Source organism: Serratia sp. NA_112.1, assembly GCF_052691715.1.
On record NZ_JBQZFO010000008.1, the window covers coordinates 170,801 to 186,275 of the forward strand.

Here is a 15,475-nt window from a genome sequence, read left to right on the forward strand (position 1 = left end):
GATATCGCTATCGCTCCCTTGCGAACCTCAAACCCTAACAACATTATTGCACTGCGGCAAACGCCTCGGCCACCTGATGCACGTTATTGTGGTTCAGACCGGCCATGCAGACACGGCCGCTGTGGATCAGGTACACGCCGAACTCTTCACGCAGGCGATCAACCTGTGCCGCGCTGAAACCGGTGTAGCTGAACATGCCGCGCTGCTGCAGCAGGTAATCGAAGTTACGCTGCGGCAGAGCAACTTTCAGCGCTTCCACCAGCGTTTTGCGCATCTCAAGGATGCGGGTGCGCATGGTTTCGACTTCTGCCAGCCACTGGGCTTTCAGTTCGGTCTCGTTCAGCACCTTCGCCACCACCTGCGCACCGAAGTTCGGCGGGCTGGAATAGTTGCGGCGAACCGTAGCCTTCAACTGACCCAATACGCGCCCGGCCGCCTCTTCGCTTTCGCACACCACCGACAGACCGCCGACGCGTTCGCCGTACAGCGAGAAGATTTTCGAGAACGAATTGCTCACCAGGCATGGCAGACCGGCCGCAGCAATAGTGCGGATGGCATAGGCGTCATCGGCAATCCCACCGCCAAAGCCCTGATAAGCGATATCCAGGAACGGGATCAGTTCACGTTCAGCAATCACTTTGACCACTTCATCCCACTGAGCATGGGTCAGGTCAGAGCCGGTCGGGTTATGACAGCACGGGTGCAACAGCGCGATGCTGTGCTTCGGCAGCTGTTTCAATGCGTTCAGCATAGCGTCAAACTTCACGCCCAAGCTTTCGCTGTCGAAGTAGGGGTAGGTATTAACCTTGAAACCGGCACCGCCAAAGATGGCGATGTGGTTTTCCCAGGTCGGGTCGCTGACCCACACCTGCGAATCCGGGAAATAGCTTTTCAGGAAGTCGGCACCGACCTTCAGCGCGCCGGAACCGCCCACGGTTTGAATGGTGGCGATACGCCCCTGTTGCAACATCCTGTGCTCGGTGCCAAACAGCAGGTGCTGAATCGCAGTACGGTAAGGCAGCAGACCTTCCATCGGCAGATACACTGACGCGCCGTGATCCACGCTGCTCAGTTGCGCTTCTGCGGCGGCAACCGCCTTCATCTGCGGGATAATGCCCTGCTCGTCATAGTAAAGGCCGATACTCAGGTTAACCTTGTGCGAACGGGGATCTTTTTTGAATTTTTCCATCAGCGACAGGATCGGGTCACCTGCATAGGCATCAACGTTCTGAAACACGGGTTGTTCTCCTGTATTATTAGGGTTCGGGGGCACAGCACCAGGCTCTAATATAGACGGAAACGGCGTTCGGTTTTAGCTTTATCGCGCAACCGGCAACAAACCGTTTTCCTTGATTCGGTTGAGCACCACCGCCGTTTTGATATGTGCCACGCTTTTATGCCGCGATAGCGTCTGACTGATAAAGTCGTCCAGCGCCGGCAGATCCGCCACCGCCACCTTCAGCAGATAATCAGCATCGCCGGTGGTTTTATAGGCGTCAAGAATGGCGTCAACTTCTTCCAGCATCTGGTGGAAACTGTCGATCTGCTCCTGAGCATGGTGTGTCAGGCTCACTTCTATCAGCCCCACCAGCCCCAGCCCGACGGCCTCCGGTGCCAGCCGTGCATGGTAGCCGCGGATCAGCTGTGCCTGCTCCAGACTGATGCGCCGCCGGGAACACTGGGAAGCCGACAACCCCACCAGATCGCTCAGTTCCTGATTGGTCAGACGGCCATTGGCCTGTAACAGCGTCAGGATTTTCATATCAAAATCATCAATGTTGTACATAGCCACCTGTAAACTGTGTTAATAAATGTTGACGTTACAGCCTATCAGTTTTTTGACTGTGGATACCTTTCCCCCACCGAGGTTGTGAAGCGCGCAGCAGCAATGCCGAACGTTTCTACCTGCTAATGGCATAAAAAGTGGGTAACTCGCGCAAGTCAGCAACAATTAACGGCTAAAGAGCGCATAAAACCACGAATGTATAAAAAGGACGCCGATGAAAAAATTATTACCTCTCGCACTGCTGGTCGCCGCCGGGAGCGCCAGCGCTCAATCGCACCTGGATAAGGTGATCCAGCAGGGCACGCTGGAAGTGTGTACCACCGGCGATTACAAGCCTTACACCTTCCTGAAGGAAGACGGCAGCTATGAAGGCATTGATATCGACATGGCGGAATCGCTGGCCAAAAGCCTGGGCGCCAAAGTGAAATGGGTAAAAACCAGTTGGAAAACCCTGACGCCGGACTTCGTCGCCGGTAAATGCGACATCGCCATGGGCGGGATCTCGGTCACGCTGCAGCGGCAAAGGCAGGTCTTCTTCGCCGACATGCTGGATACCGACGGCAAGATCCCATTGGTACGCTGCACAGACGTGAAGAAATACCGTACCATCGACCAGATCAACAAACCCTCGGTGCGTCTGCTGGAGCCGGCGGGAGGCACCAACGAAGCCTTCGTGCATACCTATCTGCCCAAGGCAAAACTGACGCTGACCCATGATAACGTGGGAATTTTCCAGCAGCTGGTCGACAAGAAAGCCGATGTCATGATCACCGACGCCTCCGAGGCGCTGTATCAGCAAAAACGTTTTCCGAAACTGTGCGCAGTGAATCCCAAAAAACCGATGCAGTACGGCGAGAAAGCCTACATGCTGCCGCGTGATGATTTAAGCTGGAAATTGTATGTGGATCAGTGGCTGCACCTGTCCAAAGCGACCGGTGAGTATCAGAGCATTATTGATCGGTGGCTGGCGGTAAAGAAATAACGCGTTAATGATTGGGGCCGGCAGGTGCTGGCCCCTCACAGGCTATTCGCCGATGTATTCCATCGACACGCGCTGCGTCAGTTTGGTAATCAGTTCATAAGCGCTGATGCCGGTACAGTCGGCAATTCGTTCGACCGGTAAAGCCTGGCCCCACAGCACCACTTCATCGCCAACCCTATCGGTAGCCTCCGGCCCCAGATCGACCGACATCATGTCCATCGACACCCGACCTACTATCGGCACTTCACGGCCGTTAAGCCACACCGGTGTCCCGGTAGGTGCACTGCGCGGATAGCCATCGCCATAACCCATTGCCACCACGCCCAAACGGGTATCCCCTGCGCTAATCCAGGTGCCACCGTAGCCCACCGACTCACCGGCTTTGTGTTCACGCACCGCGATCAGGTTGGATTTAAGCGTCATGGCCGGTTGCAGGTCATACTGACAGCCCTGAGAGCCTTCCATCGGTGAAACACCGTACAGGATAATGCCTGGGCGAACCCACTCGTTGTGCGCATCCGGCCACAGCAGAGTGCCCCCGGAGGCGGCGATCGAACGCTGCCCTGGTTTACCGGCGGCAAAGCTTTCAAAACATTGAATTTGCTTGAGCGTGGTGTCCGACTCAGGCTCATCGGCGCGGCTGAAATGGCTCATGATATTGACCGGCTGTACCACGTTACGGCAAGCTCTCAGGCGCTGATAGAACGCCTCTGCCTGCTCCGGACGCACGCCCAGACGATGCATGCCGGTATCGAGTTTCATCCACACCGGTACCGGTCGCGCCAACGTGGCCTGCTCCAGCGCTTCAAGCTGCTCGATGCTATGTACGGCGGTTTCGATGTTATTGGCCACCAACACCGGCAGGTCTTCGGCACAGAAGAAACCTTCCAGCATCAGGATCGGTTTGACGATACCGCCGGAACGCAGCATCAGCGCCTCGCCAATGCGCGCCACGCCGTAACAGTCGGCATCTTGAAGAGTGTGCGCTGTTTCCAGCAGGCCATGTCCATAAGCGTTTGCTTTCACAACGGCAATCAGGCGACTTTGCGGCGCCTGACGGCGCACCTGTTGCAGATTATGTCGCAGAGCGCGGCGGTCGATTACAGCGGTTGCCGCTTTCATTTCAGTTCCTTAGCTGATTATTCGTCATCATATTGTGGTCCCGCGTAGTTATCAAAACGCGACCACTGGCCGTTAAAGGTCAGACGCACAGAACCGATTGGGCCGTTACGTTGCTTACCTAAAATAATTTCGGCAATCCCTTTCAGATCGCTGTTCTCGTGATAAACCTCATCACGGTAGATGAACATAATCAGGTCGGCATCCTGCTCGATAGAACCGGACTCACGCAGGTCGGAGTTGACCGGGCGCTTGTCGGCACGCTGCTCCAGGCTTCGGTTCAACTGCGACAGCGCCACCACCGGCACCTGAAGTTCTTTCGCCAACGCCTTGAGCGAACGGGAAATTTCAGCAATCTCCAGCGTACGGTTGTCGGACAAGGACGGCACGCGCATCAGTTGCAGGTAGTCGATCATGATCAGGCTCAGGCCGTCATGTTCACGGAAAATACGGCGCGCACGGGAGCGAACCTCGGTTGGCGTCAGGCCGGAGGAGTCATCAATGTACATATTGCGCTTCTCCAGCAGGATACCCATGGTGCTGGAAATCCGCGCCCAGTCCTCGTCATCGAGCTGACCGGTACGAATGCGCGTTTGGTCTACACGCGAAAGCGACGCCAGCATACGCATCATGATCTGGTTGCCTGGCATCTCAAGGCTGAAGATCAGCACCGGTTTTTCCTGCGTCATTGCGGCGTGTTCGCACAGGTTCATGGCGAAGGTGGTTTTACCCATCGAAGGACGAGCGGCAACGATGATCAGATCCGATTTCTGCAAACCGGCGGTTTTCTTATTGAGATCCTGATAGCCGGTATCTACCCCGGTAACACCATCGTGCGGCTGTTGATAGAGCTGTTCTATGCGCGCAACGGTATCTTCCAGGATACGCTCAATACCTTTCGGGCCTTCATCTTTGCTGGCCCGGTTTTCCGCGATTTGGAACACCCGGGATTCGGCCAGATCGAGCAAGTCTTCACTGCTGCGACCCTGTGGATCGTAACCGGCGTCGGCGATTTCATTGGCTACCGAGATCATCTCGCGCACTACCGCACGTTCACGCACGATATCCGCATAAGCACCGATGTTGGCAGCACTGGGGGTGTTTTTCGATAACTCGGCTAGGTAGGCGAACCCCCCGACGGAATCGAGCTCACCGCGCTGTTCCAGTGATTCGGACAGGGTGATCAGGTCGATCGGTCGGCTCATTTCCAGCAGGCGCTGCATCTCGGTAAAGATCAGGCGATGCGGGCGGCTGAAGAAATCGTTGGAGACTACGCGTTCGGACACGTTGTCCCAACGTTCGTTATCCAACATCAAACCGCCCAACACGGACTGCTCCGCCTCCAGCGAATGTGGCGGCATCTTCAGCCCTTCCATCTGGCGGTCTCTTGGGCGCTCTTTGGCTTCGTCTGCGTTTGTTCTGTTGGTTGGTTTTTTTCCTGCCATGAAACGTATTCTTTATCCGGTGGCGAATGGAGGATCCTGACGCGAGAGTATACGTGATTTTTAGCTGTGATTCCTGCGCATAACAGATGCAAAAAGTATCAATCCGTCCCAGGGCAAACTGGATCGCCGATGCTAAAACGCGTAGGGTGAAATCAGACCCCCACTCGAGGTAATGAAATGGCAAAGCGCATTCAATTCTCCGCCACCGGCGGCCCGGAAGTCTTGCAATACGTTGATTTTACCCCCGTAGACCCGGCAGCCGGTGAGGTGCAGATCGAGAACAAGGCGATCGGCATCAACTATATCGACACCTACGTACGTAGCGGTCTGTACCCGCCCGCTAGGCTGCCGAGCGGGTTGGGCACCGAGGCTGCCGGGGTGGTCACCAAGGTCGGTGCCGGTGTCAGCGTGCTAAAACCAGGTGACCGGGTGGTGTATGCCCAGTCGACACTGGGAGCCTACAGCGAAGTGCACAATGTTTCGCAGGAAAAGGTAGCATTGCTGCCGCATAACCTGAGCTTTGAGCAAGGCGCGGCCTCTTTCCTGAAAGGGTTGACGGTGCATTATTTACTGCGCCAAACCCATGAGGTGCAACCGGGTGAAGTGTTCCTGTTCCATGCCGCCGCGGGCGGTGTCGGGCTGATTGCCTGCCAGTGGGCTAAAGCGCTTGGGGCAAAACTTATCGGTAGCGTTGGCTCCGACGAAAAAGCCGAGCTGGCGAAGCACGCCGGCGCATGGGCAACCATCAATTACCATAAGGAAGATATCGCCCAGCGCGTGTCTGAACTGACCCAGGGCGAGAAAGTCGGCGTCGTTTACGACTCGGTAGGCCAAAGTACCTGGCAAGCCTCGCTTAACAGCCTGAAACGCCGTGGGCTAATGGTGAGTTTCGGCAATGCCTCCGGCCCGGTCACCGGGGTTGATCTGGCGTTGTTGAACCAAAAAGGCTCGCTGTACGTCACCCGCCCTTCGCTTAACGGCTACATTACCAACCGTGCTGAACTGCAGTATGCCAGCAATGAGCTGTTTTCATTGATCGGCAGCGGGGCAATCAAAGTCGATGTGAAGGAAGAGCAAAAGTTTGCGTTGGCCGATGCTCAGCGCGCGCATCAGGTGCTGGAAAGCCGTAACACCAGCGGTTCAAGCTTGCTGATCCCCTGATCACCGGCAAAAGCAAAGGGCCCCATAAGGAGCCCTTTCTATTACTGCGTTTGTAGGGGTAGAGCAGAGTCCGCCCGAGACAGCGGGTTGCTTGAGCAACACTCGTATTAGGTCAATGTCTCTTGCGGTGATGAAATCGGTCGCATCGCTGTATCGGCAAATATCCTAACAGCCCAGAAACGTAAAAAACATGGCTAATGCGCCGTATTAGCATTTAAAGCACCAAGCTGTGATCGCTGCCGCATTCAGCACAAGTCTGTTGCGTAGATTTCAGTGTGACCGACTGATTATTCAACAAAAAATCAGTAGCGGCGTATTTGTGGTTTCTGCATCGAACGGTAAATCCAGACAGCTACCACAGCCAGAATCAACCACGGCAACAGCTTAATCACCATCGCAAACAGCCCACCGAGTAACATAAACGCCGCCGCCACCACTATCGCGGCGAATACGCCCAGCAGCGAAATCCCGGTCACCATCAGCATCACAACAAAACCGACCAGAAAGAAAAGTTCCAACATGATTTTGCTCCTTCGCAAAACAAAGTATCTGCTGAGCTATTACAAGAAGCGTGCCAGACCGGCGTTGAAACTAACTGATTGAAATTAAAAAAAAGGCACATCACATAATGCGACATGCCTGGTCAAAAACGCTAACTTTTAGTCAGATATTTATGTCGATTACGCCATTTCGGTACGCGGTAAGCGCACTAAATCCAGTGCTTGTTCAACCACGCGCGTATCGGCCCCTGGCTTATGGGCATTTTCGCTCAGGTGACGGCGCCACTGACGCGCCCCCGGCACGCCCTGGAACAGGCCCAGAATATGGCGGGTAATATGGCCCAAATAGGTACCGTTCGACAGTTCGCGTTCGATGTAAGGATACAGCGCCTCAATAATCGCCACGCTGTCCATCACCTCAGTCTGGCGACCAAACAGTTCACTGTCGACCCGCGCCAGAATTCCCGGGTTCTGATAGGCTTCACGCCCCATCATTACGCCGTCCAGATGCTGCAGATGCTGCTTCGCCTCTTCCAAAGTTTTCACCCCGCCATTAATGGCAAGAGTCAGTTCTGGGAAATCACGTTTTAGCTGATAGACACGCGGATAATCCAGCGGTGGCACTTCGCGGTTCTCTTTCGGGCTCAGGCCCGACAGCCAGGCTTTGCGCGCATGAATAGTAAACATATCGCACTCGCCGCGGCCAGCAACGGTGGCGATAAAATCACACAGAAACTCATAGCTGTCCTGGTCGTCAATGCCGATACGGGTTTTCACCGTCACCGGGATCGACACCACGTCACGCATCGCCTTGATGCAGTCGGCAACCAGCGTTGCCTGCCCCATCAGACAGGCACCGAACATGCCGTTCTGCACCCGATCTGACGGACAACCGACGTTAAGATTAATCTCGTCGTAGCCGCGCTGCTCAGCCAATTTGGCACAGTGCGCCAACGCAGCTGGATCGCTGCCGCCCAATTGCAGCGCCACCGGATGTTCTTCTTCGCTGTAGGCCAGATAGTCGCCCTTGCCGTGGATAATCGCGCCGGTAGTCACCATTTCGGTGTACAGCAGCGTGTCTTTGGTCAGCAGGCGGTGGAAGTAACGGCAATGACGATCGGTCCAGTCGAGCATCGGCGCGATGGAGAAACGATTGGCGGCGTATTTTGAAGCGTTGTTGTCTGTCGTCATGCTGGGTTACTGGCTACCTGATTCTGTCTGGTTTCAACGAACGGCGTACTGCCGCAAACGCCTATTATAACGACAATCGACAGCGTTGGGAAAACCACTGTACCGCCCGGTTAAAAAAGTCCTCGAAAAAACGAATAAAAAAGCGTGGTCAGGTGTTCTCTCAACACGGGTGCAGTTGTGCACCTTTATCAATGAGGAAACAACCATGAACAGTTTCGTTAAACGCCTGCTGCCAGTCATTGCCGGTTCTCTGCTGTTCTCCGGTGCGGCCCTGGCGATGGGCGGTGACAGTCGGCGTAGCCTGATCGCCGCCGCCGTTGGTTTTCTGGCACTCGGCATCGCAGGCGATCGCGCCTATTAAGCGAGCGTCGCCAGGGGATGAACGTGGTCTACTGGGCCGATGGCCGTCATGGTTTTATGCTGATTGGGCATAATCCTGCGCCGGAAATGGCCGCGTTGGCAGAGCGCTTTCAACGCTCACTTGCCGGCTGAGGATCCACTGCCTCCGGCTCCCGAAGTGTGAACATCGTCACGCTAGTGACGGACGGCAGACGGCAAACCAGTCGATTAGTGCGCCATATCAGAGGAAAAGGGGCCGACTCTCGGCGATTTGACTGAAGCATGGTAAAATCGGCTTTTTTACGTACCGGGAAATTTGCCATGAACTCAAGCACCCAGGAAAAGCTGCTGGCGCAGGCTGAACAACTCTGTCAGCAACGCAATGTGCGTCTGACACCGCAGCGGCTGGAAGTGTTACGCCTGATGGCACAGCAGCCCGGTGCCATCAGCGCTTACGATCTGCTGGATCTGCTGCGCGTCGCCGAACCTCAGGCCAAACCACCGACGGTGTACCGAGCACTGGATTTCCTGCTGGAACAAGGCTTTATTCACCGGGTGGAGTCAGCCAACAGCTACGTGCTGTGCCATCACTTCGAACAGCCGACGCATACTTCCGCGTTGTTTATCTGCGATCGCTGTGGTCAGGTGACCGAACGCACTACCGAAGGGGTCGAAGAGACACTGCAGAAACTGGCGAAGGAGTCTGGTTTTGTTCTGCGCCATAACGTGGTGGAGGCGCATGGCCTGTGTGCGGGGTGCGTTGAGGTAGAAGCCTGTGACAGCAAGCATGACTGCGGCGAACACGATCACAGCATCGCCATCAAGAAGAAATAGGTTGGGTTTTCAGGTACTTCCTTGTACCTGCAGGTTTAGCGTCAAGGGGATAAAAACGCCGGACCTTTAAAAGGTAGCTTGTGGCCGCAATCCGCTGCGGCCCAGCGCGCTACCAACGATACTTGTTGTGGTCTTCCCAGGATTTAACTTCTTTCTCGGCCGCCTCTTTCTGGTAGCCGTAACGTTCCTGAATTTTACCGACAAGCTGTTCACGTTTCCCTTCAATGACCGTCAGATCGTCATCGGTCAGCTTGCCCCACTTTTCCTTCACTTTCCCTTTAAACTGCTTCCAGTTACCGTCGGCTTGATCTTTGTTCATAACCTCTCCGTTACCTGTGATTAGTCAGTTTTAAACGCCTGTGGCCGGACTTAACTGAGTAATTATTTCGGTCAATTGACCTGAATAAAAGGATTGTCAGTTCCAATTCATTCCGCCAGCCACATGATTAACTATAGCTACAGATAGCGAAAAAAATAAAAACTCAGGATAAAAATTCACAAAAACAATAAAACACAGTAAAAACACCAAAATAACAGCAAGTAAGCGGAAACAATTTCGCTCAAGAAAATGTAACTTAATATGAATTAAAATATAAATAAAACTAATGATTAATCATTTTTGATTGCGCCACATCCGCTGCAAACCAGGTCCCTCGCACCCTGTGGCAATGCCAAATCCACCCGAGAGCAAGACCACGTAACGCAAGAAATACCGCCAACGCCAGCCACAATCCATGGTTGCCTAATACAGGCAAGGTAAACAGCGTCAGCCCATAACCGGCGGCGGCTACTGCCATGCTGTTACGCATTTCTGCGCCGCGGGTGGCCCCAATAAACATGCCGTCCAACAAATAGCACCATACTCCCACCAATGGCAGCACTACCTGCCACGGCAGATAATGGCTCGCCAGCGCGCGCAGTTCTGGTAAAGAGGTCAACGCCGCTATAATTTGCGGCCCGGCAACGGCATAGAGCAGCCCAAAGCCCAACGCCACCAGACAGGCTTGCCGACAAGCCGCACGCCATACTTTGCGCAGTTGGCTATCGTCACGGGCTCCATAGGCATGCCCCGAATGCGCCTCTACCGCGTAGGCAAAACCGTCCAGCGCATAAGCGGTGAAGGTCAGCAAATTCATCAGCACCGCATTGACCGCGACCACCTCGCCACCAAGCCGGGCACCGAAGATGGTCAGCGAGGCAAAACACAGTTGCAGCAGCAATGAACGCAGCATAATGTCGCGATTCAACGCCAGCAGACGCCGCAAATTACCGCGCCAGGCTTGGCGCAGCATCGGCACAGAAATGCCGCGTATGCGCATCACGCGCCAGGCCAGCCATAATCCCAACAGCAGCGTGGCATATTCAGAAATGGCAGTCGCCGTAGCGGCCCCCTGCACGTTCCAGCCCAGTCCCATCACCAGCCAGATATCCAATACGATATTCAACAGGTTGCCGACAATCAGCAGGATCACCGGTGCGCGCACATATTGCACCCCGAGCAACCAACCCAGGATAACCATATTGGCCAGTGCCGCCGGGGCACTCAGCCAACGGATCTCGAGGAATAAGCGAGCCTGTTCCAGCACCGTCCCATCGCCACCGACGATTCTTAGTGCCAACTCAATCAGCGGATAGCGCAGTAACACAATCGCCGCCCCAGCCAACACTGCCAGCAGCAACGGCTGCATAAAGGCTCGTGCCAGCCCCTGCGGATTTTGCGCCCCCAACGCCTGTGCGGTCAGCCCGGTGGTACTCATACGCAGAAACAGCAACAGCATAAACAGGAAGCTGGTCGCCATGGAGCCAACCGCTACGCCCCCCAGATAGGTAGGGCTGTCGAGGTGGCCGATCACTGCGGTATCCACCAGCCCAAGCAGCGGCACGGTGATATTGGAGAAAATCATGGGCAGCGCAAGGCGCCACAGGGCTTTATCGGTATCGCTGGTGAAGGCAGAAAACAGGCGCATAGTGAAATGTTCCCGTGTATACCCGTCATCTTTCAAGTTGCAGTGTTGTTATCTGCACTCAGTTATGTGGCCCGTCCATGGGCCACACCCCTTTGGGGCCGCTGCGAGCAGCATTCAAATCTGCTCCCGGCAGATTTGTCACCCCAGTTACTTACCTGAGTAAGCGCCTGGGGATGAGCGAGTTGGCCGCTTAGCTGCAACTTGAAAGCTATAGGGTATATAGTGAATCAGATATGACATCGCCCCAGAGCTGGGGCGACTTGAATCAGAGGACGATGTTTAGGCGCGAGGATTAAACCCAGTCGCCATTGCGGATCACACCGACCGCCAGACCTTCAATGGTGAAATTCTGCTGACGCAGATCGACCACAATCGGCTGGAATTCACTGTTTTCCGGCAACAGCTCAACCACGTTACCGTGCTTTTTCAGGCGTTTGACCGTGACTTCATCTTCAATGCGTGCCACAACCACCTGGCCATTACGCACGTCCTGAGTTTTATGCACTGCCAGCAGATCGCCGTCGAGAATACCGATGTCACGCATTGACATGCCGTTGACCCGCAGCAGAAAATCTGCGCTCGGTTTGAACAGGGAAGGATCGACCTTGTAGTGCCCTTCGATATGCTGTTGCGCCAGCAGCGGCTCACCGGCGGCGACACGGCCAATCAGCGGTAAACCCTCTTCATCTTCCATCAGCAGGCGAATGCCGCGCGAAGCGCCGGAGATAATCTCGATAACGCCTTTACGCGCCAGCGCTTTCAGATGTTCTTCTGCGGCATTTGGCGAACGGAACCCCAGACGCATGGCGATCTCGGCGCGCGTTGGCGGCATGCCAGTGGACGAAATATGATCGCGAATCAGATCATAGACCTCTTGCTGTCTGGTAGTTAGTGCTTTCATTCCGCCCCCCTGTTTGTTTATACAGTCTTGCTGTGAGTATATACAGGTAACTGCAGCTTGGGAACCGAAGAGTGAATAAAAATCAGGGATTAGCGACACGGGTCGCAATGCAATGCCGCCACTCAGGCAAAGTGCTGCCACAGCACCGAACCCCAGACGAACAGCGCCAAAATAATCGCCAGTGAGACCGCCGCCGAGCCCATATCCTTTGCCCGACCGGAAAGCTCGTGATGCTCGGTCCCCACTCGATCGACAATCGCCTCAATCGCGCTGTTGAGTATTTCGACGATCATCACCAACAGCACAGATCCGATCAGTAAAATGCGCGCTATCGCACCTACGTCCAGCCAAATCGCCAGTATGATAGCCAGCACGGTCGCCACCAATTCCTGGCGGAATGCCGCTTCGTGCTGCCAGGCAGCGGAAAAGCCTTTATAAGAGTAGCCGGCGGCTTTAATAATACGGGTCAGGCCGGTTGCTTGGTTTGCCATGTTTTTGAGTGCCTTTAGCAGAGATAAGTCATAATTAAACAGTCTAGGCCAGGAAACTCTCCCGGCTCACGGTTTTCCAACACCACAGATCTGCTACCCGGTTTCTGGTATGCTTGCGGCGCATTGCTAACAAGAGGCTTCACGTTGTTATGTCAGGTTGGCGTAAAATTTATTATAAACTATTGAATTTACCACTTAAACTGTTGGTAAGAAGTAAGGTTATCCCTTCAGATCCGGTCACGGAGTTAGGGTTGGATCCCTCACGGCCGATTTTGTATGTTTTACCTTATAATTCCAAGGCGGATTTGCTGACGCTGCGCACCCAGTGCCTGGCGCAAGATCTGCCCGATCCCCTCGATCCGCTGGAGATAGACGGCACCGTGCTGCCAAGCCACGTGTTTATTCACGACGGGCCGCGCGTATTCCGCTACTACACGCCGAAAGAAGAGTCGGTAAAGCTGTTCCACGACTATCTGGATCTGCACCGCAGTAATCCGGATCTCGACATTCAGATGCTGCCGGTTTCGGTGATGTTCGGCCGCTCTCCAGGGCGCGAAGGTCATGGTACCCCACATCTGCGTCTGCTGAACGGCGTGCAGAAATTCTTCGCCGTGCTGTGGCTCGGCCGCGACAGCTTTGTCCGTTTTTCCAATACCGTTTCGCTACGCCGCATGGCCACCGAGCACGGTACGGACAAAATCATTGCGCAGAAACTGGCTCGCGTAGCACGCATGCACTTCTCGCGTCAGCGTCTGGCTGCCGTCGGCCCAAGCCTACCTGCCCGTCAGGACCTGTTCAACAAGTTGTTGGCGTCCAAGGCGATCGAAAAAGCGGTCGAAGACGAAGCGCGCAGCAAGAAAATCTCCCACGAAAAAGCCCAGCAGAACGCCATTGCGCTGATGGAAGAGATCGCTGCCGACTTCTCTTACGAGACGGTGCGCCTTTCCGATCGCGTGCTGAGCTGGACCTGGAACCGATTGTATCAAGGCATCAACGTCACTAACGCCGAACGCGTGCGTCAGTTGGCGCAGGACGGGCACGAGATTGTTTATGTGCCCTGCCACCGCAGCCACATGGACTACCTGCTGCTGTCCTACGTGCTGTATCACCAGGGGCTGGTCCCGCCGCACATTGCTGCCGGTATCAATCTCAACTTCTGGCCGGCTGGGCCGATTTTCCGTCGCCTGGGTGCTTTCTTTATTCGCCGTACTTTCAAAGGCAACAAGCTGTACTCGACGGTATTCCGTGAATACCTCGGCGAGCTGTTTACCCGCGGTTACTCGGTGGAATACTTTGTTGAAGGCGGCCGTTCCCGCACCGGACGTTTGCTGGAGCCGAAGACCGGCACCCTGTCGATGACCATTCAGGCGATGCTGCGCGGCGGTAGCCGTCCTATCACCCTGGTGCCGATTTACATCGGTTACGAACACGTAATGGAAGTGGGCACCTACGCCAAAGAGTTGCGTGGCGCGACCAAGGAAAAAGAGAGCCTGCTGCAGATGCTGCGCGGCCTGCGTAAGCTGCGCAATCTCGGCCAGGGTTACGTCAACTTCGGTGATCCACTGCCGTTGACCGCTTATCTGAACCAGAATGTGCCACAGTGGCGCGAATCCATTGACCCGATCGAAGCCCAGCGCCCAAGCTGGTTAACGCCGACGGTCAACGATTTGGCGGCCAAGATTATGGTGCGTATCAACAATGCCGCCGCCGCCAACGCCATGAACCTGTGTTCCACGGCGCTGCTGGCCTCACGTCAGCGTTCGCTGACCCGTGAGCAGTTGCTTGAGCAGTTGGAGTGCTACCTGCAACTGATGCGCAATGTGCCTTATGCCGGTGACGTTACCGTACCCACCCAGACGCCGGATGAGCTGCTGGACCACGCGCTGAACATGAACAAGTTCGAAGTGGAGAAGGATAACATCGGCGATATCATCATCCTGCCGCGTGAGCAGGCGGTGTTGATGACCTATTACCGTAACAATATCCATCATCTGCTGGTTCTGCCGTCGCTGATCGCCACTATTGTGATGCATCACCGCCGGGTATCGCGCGCCGAACTTCTACGGCAGATTGGCCTGATTTACCCGATGCTGAAGGCCGAGTTGTTCCTGCACAACGACAAAGAACAACTGCCGGAAGTGCTGCGGCCACTGATCGACGAGATGATCCGTCAGCAGCTGATCTGCGACAAGGGTGACAGTCTGGTACTGAATCCAGTCCGCATCCGTCCACTACAGTTGTTAGCCGCCGGTGTCCGTGAAACGCTGCAGCGCTATGCCATCACCATGTCGATCCTCAGTGCCAACCCAAGCATCAACCGTGGGGCATTGGAGAAAGAGAGCCGCATTATGGCCCAGCGTCTGTCGGTGCTGCATGGCATCAACGCGCCAGAGTTCTTCGACAAGGCAGTGTTTTCCACTCTGGTGGCGACGCTGCGTGAGGAAGGTTACATCAATGACATCGGCGATGCGGTCCGTGAGCACACCATGGAGGTCTACAACATGCTGAGCGATTTGATTACCCCGGAAATCAAGCTGACCATCGAGAGCGTCAGTATGCCGGCGGAAACCAACGCGTTGCCGGAAACGGTCGCAGCGGAAGAGAAAGAAGACTAACCCATTGCTACAAAAACAAAAAGGCACCCTCGGGTGCCTTCAGACTGATGACAAACCTCATTCCTGCCCAGAGCGAGTAGAGGCCGATAAACAAAAATCAGGAAAATCAATTTATTGATTTTCGGCTGCTCACCACAAAGCAGG

The 15,475-nt window shown here is 55.0% G+C and carries 15 protein-coding genes; 5 read left to right on the forward strand and 10 right to left on the reverse strand.

Features of this window, described 5'->3' with window-relative positions; translation table 11 throughout:
- Positions 1-43 precede the first annotated feature (43 nt).
- Together ACUTQ5_RS16570 and ACUTQ5_RS16575 are read right to left on the reverse strand one after the other, a co-directional pair.
- Positions 44-1,237: an amino acid aminotransferase gene (locus ACUTQ5_RS16570; RefSeq protein ID WP_445652142.1), complete on the reverse strand. Its 1,194-nt coding sequence runs from the start codon at positions 1,235-1,237 to the stop codon at positions 44-46.
- An 81-nt stretch (positions 1,238-1,318) separates the two neighbouring features.
- On the reverse strand, positions 1,319-1,786 hold the full coding sequence (locus tag ACUTQ5_RS16575) for an Lrp/AsnC family transcriptional regulator (protein ID WP_012147140.1): 468 nt from the start codon (positions 1,784-1,786) through the stop codon (positions 1,319-1,321).
- A gap of 214 nt (positions 1,787-2,000) precedes the next feature.
- Here ACUTQ5_RS16575 and ACUTQ5_RS16580 point away from each other — a divergent pair, with 214 nt between their 5' ends.
- Entirely contained in the window at positions 2,001-2,768 is a 768-nt protein-coding gene (locus tag ACUTQ5_RS16580) for a transporter substrate-binding domain-containing protein (protein WP_445652143.1), read from the forward strand.
- 42 nt (positions 2,769-2,810) lie between these two features.
- Here the strand turns inward: ACUTQ5_RS16580 and alr are convergent, their stop codons facing one another.
- The gene (alr, locus tag ACUTQ5_RS16585) at positions 2,811-3,890 is read right to left on the reverse strand and encodes an alanine racemase (RefSeq protein ID WP_445652144.1); all 1,080 of its coding nucleotides are present in this window, start codon (positions 3,888-3,890) and stop codon (positions 2,811-2,813) included.
- Positions 3,891-3,907: 17 nt separating this feature from the next.
- Complete coding sequence (gene dnaB / locus ACUTQ5_RS16590; RefSeq protein WP_012147143.1) at positions 3,908-5,332, reverse strand: replicative DNA helicase; 1,425 nt, start codon at positions 5,330-5,332, stop codon at positions 3,908-3,910.
- Positions 5,333-5,509: 177 nt separating this feature from the next.
- Between dnaB and ACUTQ5_RS16595 the strand changes: the two genes are divergently transcribed.
- On the forward strand, positions 5,510-6,493 hold the full coding sequence (locus tag ACUTQ5_RS16595; protein WP_445652145.1) for a quinone oxidoreductase: 984 nt from the start codon (positions 5,510-5,512) through the stop codon (positions 6,491-6,493).
- Positions 6,494-6,795: 302 nt separating this feature from the next.
- Here the strand turns inward: ACUTQ5_RS16595 and pspG are convergent, their stop codons facing one another.
- Both pspG and dusA read right to left on the reverse strand, forming a co-directional pair.
- Positions 6,796-7,014 carry an envelope stress response protein PspG gene (gene pspG, locus ACUTQ5_RS16600; RefSeq protein WP_261092792.1) on the reverse strand — a complete coding sequence of 73 codons (219 nt, stop codon included), beginning with the start codon at positions 7,012-7,014 and terminating at the stop codon, positions 6,796-6,798.
- 159 nt (positions 7,015-7,173) lie between these two features.
- Positions 7,174-8,184 carry a tRNA dihydrouridine(20/20a) synthase DusA gene (dusA, locus tag ACUTQ5_RS16605; protein WP_445652146.1) on the reverse strand — a complete coding sequence of 337 codons (1,011 nt, stop codon included), beginning with the start codon at positions 8,182-8,184 and terminating at the stop codon, positions 7,174-7,176.
- 205 nt (positions 8,185-8,389) lie between these two features.
- Here dusA and ACUTQ5_RS16610 point away from each other — a divergent pair, with 205 nt between their 5' ends.
- Positions 8,390-8,545, forward strand: coding sequence for a hypothetical protein (locus ACUTQ5_RS16610; protein WP_445652147.1), 156 nt, complete (start codon positions 8,390-8,392; stop codon positions 8,543-8,545).
- A 299-nt stretch (positions 8,546-8,844) separates the two neighbouring features.
- Complete coding sequence (zur, locus tag ACUTQ5_RS16615) at positions 8,845-9,357, forward strand: zinc uptake transcriptional repressor Zur (protein WP_012147151.1); 513 nt, start codon at positions 8,845-8,847, stop codon at positions 9,355-9,357.
- A gap of 109 nt (positions 9,358-9,466) precedes the next feature.
- Here zur and ACUTQ5_RS16620 read toward each other — a convergent pair whose 3' ends face one another.
- From ACUTQ5_RS16620 to ACUTQ5_RS16635, 4 genes are all read right to left on the reverse strand, one after another.
- Positions 9,467-9,676, reverse strand: a complete 210-nt coding sequence (locus tag ACUTQ5_RS16620; protein ID WP_017894203.1) for a CsbD family protein — start codon at positions 9,674-9,676, stop codon at positions 9,467-9,469.
- Positions 9,677-9,959: 283 nt separating this feature from the next.
- Positions 9,960-11,324 carry an MATE family efflux transporter DinF gene (gene dinF / locus ACUTQ5_RS16625; RefSeq protein ID WP_445652148.1) on the reverse strand — a complete coding sequence of 455 codons (1,365 nt, stop codon included), beginning with the start codon at positions 11,322-11,324 and terminating at the stop codon, positions 9,960-9,962.
- Between the two features lie 292 nt (positions 11,325-11,616).
- Entirely contained in the window at positions 11,617-12,225 is a 609-nt protein-coding gene (gene lexA / locus ACUTQ5_RS16630) for a transcriptional repressor LexA (RefSeq protein WP_012147154.1), read from the reverse strand.
- A gap of 122 nt (positions 12,226-12,347) precedes the next feature.
- On the reverse strand, positions 12,348-12,716 hold the full coding sequence (locus ACUTQ5_RS16635; protein WP_012147155.1) for a diacylglycerol kinase: 369 nt from the start codon (positions 12,714-12,716) through the stop codon (positions 12,348-12,350).
- 149 nt (positions 12,717-12,865) lie between these two features.
- Between ACUTQ5_RS16635 and plsB the strand changes: the two genes are divergently transcribed.
- Positions 12,866-15,331: a glycerol-3-phosphate 1-O-acyltransferase PlsB gene (gene plsB / locus ACUTQ5_RS16640; RefSeq protein ID WP_445652149.1), complete on the forward strand. Its 2,466-nt coding sequence runs from the start codon at positions 12,866-12,868 to the stop codon at positions 15,329-15,331.
- The last annotated feature ends 144 nt before the right edge of the window (positions 15,332-15,475 follow it).

What these genes read in the sequence shown, in the direction of transcription:
- ACUTQ5_RS16595 (WP_445652145.1), top strand. Translation starts at nt 5,510, where the DNA reads ATGGCAAAGCGCATTCAATTCTCCGCCACCGGCGGCCCGGAAGTCTTG.
- lexA (WP_012147154.1), bottom strand. Translation starts at nt 12,225, where the DNA reads ATGAAAGCACTAACTACCAGACAGCAAGAGGTCTATGATCTGATTCGC.
- zur (WP_012147151.1), top strand. Translation starts at nt 8,845, where the DNA reads ATGAACTCAAGCACCCAGGAAAAGCTGCTGGCGCAGGCTGAACAACTC.
- ACUTQ5_RS16620 (WP_017894203.1), bottom strand. Translation starts at nt 9,676, where the DNA reads ATGAACAAAGATCAAGCCGACGGTAACTGGAAGCAGTTTAAAGGGAAA.
- alr (WP_445652144.1), bottom strand. Translation starts at nt 3,890, where the DNA reads ATGAAAGCGGCAACCGCTGTAATCGACCGCCGCGCTCTGCGACATAAT.
- dusA (WP_445652146.1), bottom strand. Translation starts at nt 8,184, where the DNA reads ATGACGACAGACAACAACGCTTCAAAATACGCCGCCAATCGTTTCTCC.
- ACUTQ5_RS16610 (WP_445652147.1), top strand. Translation starts at nt 8,390, where the DNA reads ATGAACAGTTTCGTTAAACGCCTGCTGCCAGTCATTGCCGGTTCTCTG.
- ACUTQ5_RS16575 (WP_012147140.1), bottom strand. Translation starts at nt 1,786, where the DNA reads ATGTACAACATTGATGATTTTGATATGAAAATCCTGACGCTGTTACAG.
- dnaB (WP_012147143.1), bottom strand. Translation starts at nt 5,332, where the DNA reads ATGGCAGGAAAAAAACCAACCAACAGAACAAACGCAGACGAAGCCAAA.
- pspG (WP_261092792.1), bottom strand. Translation starts at nt 7,014, where the DNA reads ATGTTGGAACTTTTCTTTCTGGTCGGTTTTGTTGTGATGCTGATGGTG.
- plsB (WP_445652149.1), top strand. Translation starts at nt 12,866, where the DNA reads ATGTCAGGTTGGCGTAAAATTTATTATAAACTATTGAATTTACCACTT.
- ACUTQ5_RS16635 (WP_012147155.1), bottom strand. Translation starts at nt 12,716, where the DNA reads ATGGCAAACCAAGCAACCGGCCTGACCCGTATTATTAAAGCCGCCGGC.
- dinF (WP_445652148.1), bottom strand. Translation starts at nt 11,324, where the DNA reads ATGCGCCTGTTTTCTGCCTTCACCAGCGATACCGATAAAGCCCTGTGG.
- ACUTQ5_RS16580 (WP_445652143.1), top strand. Translation starts at nt 2,001, where the DNA reads ATGAAAAAATTATTACCTCTCGCACTGCTGGTCGCCGCCGGGAGCGCC.